Source organism: uncultured Collinsella sp. (genome assembly GCF_959026545.1).
In the GTDB taxonomy this organism is placed as follows: Bacteria; Actinomycetota; Coriobacteriia; order Coriobacteriales; family Coriobacteriaceae; genus Collinsella.
Map to the genome: position 1 here is coordinate 1 of NZ_CAUFLV010000035.1, position 3,474 is coordinate 3,474.

A 3,474-nucleotide genomic window follows, 5' to 3' on the forward strand; every position below is an offset into this window, starting at 1 on the left:
GGCGGCGGGGTTGCGGGCGCGGCGGGGTTGCGGGGCGGCGCAGGCGCGCACGCGCGGCGTCCGTGGCGCGCGCTTCGCTCCGGCATCGGTTCGCATCGAGCCCACCTCCCGGCGCACGCGTTTGTGTCGTACCATAGGGGAACGTGAACCAAGGAGGCCCCATGCCCATTCGCATTCCTGACGCTCTGCCCGCCACCGCGGCATTGGAGAGCGAGAACATCTTCGTCATGACCGAGTTCCGTGCCCTCCACCAGGACATTCGTCCGCTTCGTGTGTTGATCTTGAACCTCATGCCCACCAAGATCGCCACCGAGACGCAAATCATGCGCAAGCTCTCCAATACGCCTCTGCAGATCGAAGTCGAGCTGCTGCGCACGCGTAGCCACGAGGCGAAAAACGTCTCCCCCGAGCACCTGGAGACCTTCTACCGCACGTTCGACGAGGTGCGCCATGAGCACTTCGACGGCCTCATCATCACAGGAGCGCCGGTTGAGAAGCTTGACTTCGCGGATGTCGACTACTGGGACGAGCTGGTGGACATTATGGATTGGTCTACCACAAATGTGCACTCCACGTTGCACATCTGTTGGGGCGCGCAGGCGGGGCTCTTTCATCATTACGGCATCGACAAACACGCGCTGCCCGCCAAGCTCTCTGGCGTGTACGAGCATCGTATTGAGAAGCCGAGTTCGCCTTTGGTGCGTGGCTTGGACGACCGCTTTTTCGCGGTGCATTCGCGCTACACCGGGGTCGATGAGGCCGCGGTGCGCGCGCATCCGGAGCTCGAGGTCATCGCGAGTTCGTCCGAGGCAGGGCTCTACCTGGTAAAAAGCGTGGATAGTCGGCGGTTCTTCGTGTTTGGGCATCCCGAGTACGACGCCGATACGTTGCAGCTCGAGTACGAGCGCGACGTGCGTGCAGGCATTGATCCAGACGTGCCGGTGAACTACTTCCCCGGCGACGATCCGGCGCGCGAGCCCTTATGTACATGGCGCGCCCAGGCGCAGCTCATTTACACCAATTGGCTCAACTACTACGTGTATCAGACCACGCCCTACGACGTCACCCGCGTGGGTGCTGGTAAATAGTTCCGGCTGGGGCGAAGCGCGCGGACTTCGGGTCGTCTTGCTATCTGAATGCGGCGCCAAGCGCGCGGCGGAGCCTCGCAATGCGGAGGTGCCTCGCGGAGAAGTGGCGCCTCGCAATGCGGCGGCGTCCCGTGGGGCAGTGGCGTCCCGTGGGGTGGCGACGTTTTGCTGGGCGGCGGTGTCTCGCTGGGCAGCGGCGTCTCGCGGGGCGCTGAAATCATGGTGTTTGGGGCTCTTCTGCGTTTTGCCAGTGGCTATTCTAGGGTGCGCCGGGGCCTTTTCTGGGTTGCCGGGGCCTTTTGCGCGGCTCGGGTGCGTGGATGCAGGTGCGGTGCCGTGTGCAAATACGCAAATGTTGTCCTAAAAGAGGACGCTCGGAGTAGAGCAAAATCCCGCACCGCGTCTACCTGCATGTTTGCAAAGTCATTGACGCTGTCTACTCGGGTTTTCGGAAAAGCAGTCAACATTTGCGTATTTGCAGGGTCAAAGGTTCCGTCACGACGCCTCGGTATACTGGATAGGCTCAAAAGACGGCGGCCCGCAGGCCCGTCGATGATGTGTTTTGGAGAGAAGTCATGAACGATCAGCCTGATCTGTGGGGCATGCAGGCCGCTGCCGCTGCGCCCGAGCCCGATTACGTTCCGCTTGAGGCGTATGGCGTGGTGGCGGTGCCCGAATCCGCACCAGTGGACTACGTTCCTGCAGACTACGTGCCCGTTGACGTCCCGGCATCCGCCCCGATTCCCGTTTCAGCCCCTGCCGCGCCCGCCCGCCCGCTTGTGGACATCGACTCGCTCAATCCCGCCCAGCGCGAGGCGGTCCTCACCACCGAAGGGCCGTTGCTTGTGCTCGCAGGCGCCGGCTCCGGCAAGACGCGCGTGCTCACCTTCCGCATCGCGCGCATGATCGGCGACCTCGGCATTCGCCCGTGGCAGATCCTGGCCATTACCTTTACCAACAAGGCCGCTGCCGAGATGCGCGAGCGTCTGGCCGCCATGCTTCCCGACGGCGGCATGCGCGGCATGTGGGTCTGCACCTTCCACGCCATGTGCGTGCGCATTCTGCGCGAGGACGCCGACTTGCTGGGCTACACCGGCCAGTTCACCATCTACGACGACGATGACTCCCGCCGCATGGTGCGCGAGATCATGACGCAGCTCGGCATCGAGCAAAAGCAGCACCCCATCAACATGATCCGCTCCAAGATTTCCACGGCGAAGAACGCCATGATCGGCCCGGAGGAGTTCATCGAGAAGGCAAGCTCCCCGCAGGAGCAGAAGGCGGGCCAGGTGTACCTGGAGCTCGAGCGCCGCCTGCGCGCCGCGAACGCCATGGACTTCGACGACCTGCTCGTCCGCACGCTCGAGCTGCTGCGTACGCGCCCCGAGGTGCTGGAGAAGTACCAGGAGCGCTTCCGCTACATCAGCGTCGACGAGTACCAGGACACCAACCACGTCCAGTACGAGATCGCCAATCTGCTCGCCGCCAAGTACCAGAACCTCATGGTCGTGGGCGACGACGACCAGTCCATCTATTCCTGGCGCGGCGCCGACATCTCGAACATCCTCGACTTCGAGAAGGACTTCAAACAGGCCAAGGTGGTCAAGCTCGAGCAGAACTACCGTTCGACCGGCCATATCCTCGCCGCCGCCAACGCGGTGGTGCGCAACAACTCGCAGCGCAAGGACAAGCGCCTGTTCACCGACCTCGGCGACGGCGAGAAGATCCAGTCCTACCAGGCGAGCGACGAGCGCGATGAGGGCCGTTGGATCGCCTCGGAGATCGAGAAGCTGCACGTTGGTGGCATGAGCTACGACGACATGGCGGTTTTTTACCGCACCAACGCGCAGTCCCGTATCTTGGAAGATATGTTCCTGCGCGCGGGCGTGCCGTACAAGATCGTGGGAGGCACGCGATTCTTCGACCGCGCCGAGATCCGCGACGTCATGGCGTACCTCAAGATGATTGTGAACCCCGCCGACGAGATGAGCGTCAAACGCGTTATCAACACCCCGCGCCGCGGCATCGGATCCACCTCCATTTCCAAGATCGAGGACCTTGCACGCACCAACCGCTGCTCGTTCTTCCAGGCGTGCGAGATCGCCACGGCGGAGACGGGCATGTTCTCCGCCAAGGTTCGCAATGCCCTGGGCGACTTTGTCTCGCTCGTGCGCGAGGGGCGTCGCATGGACGGGGAGCTCAAGGATGTTGTCGAGATGATCGTCGACAAGAGCGGCCTTATCCAGGCATTCCGTGCCGAGGCGACGATGGAGGCGGAGAGCCGCGCCGAGAACATCCAGGAATTCCTGGGCGTCGCCGCCGAATTCGAGGAGACGCACGAGGACATCGAGGGCACGCTCGAGAGCCTCGAGGAGCTGCGCGCCGC

General features: G+C 63.1%; 2 protein-coding genes. Both read left to right on the forward strand.

Features of this window, described 5'->3' with window-relative positions; translation table 11 throughout:
• Window positions 1–161 precede the first annotated feature (161 nt).
• The gene (gene metA / locus Q5Q88_RS09235; protein ID WP_302743160.1) at window positions 162–1,088 is read left to right on the forward strand and encodes a homoserine O-succinyltransferase; all 927 of its coding nucleotides are present in this window, start codon (window positions 162–164) and stop codon (window positions 1,086–1,088) included.
• Window positions 1,089–1,663: 575 nt separating this feature from the next.
• On the forward strand, window positions 1,664–3,474 hold a 1,811-nt coding region (locus tag Q5Q88_RS09240), incomplete at its 3' end, for an ATP-dependent helicase (protein WP_302743162.1).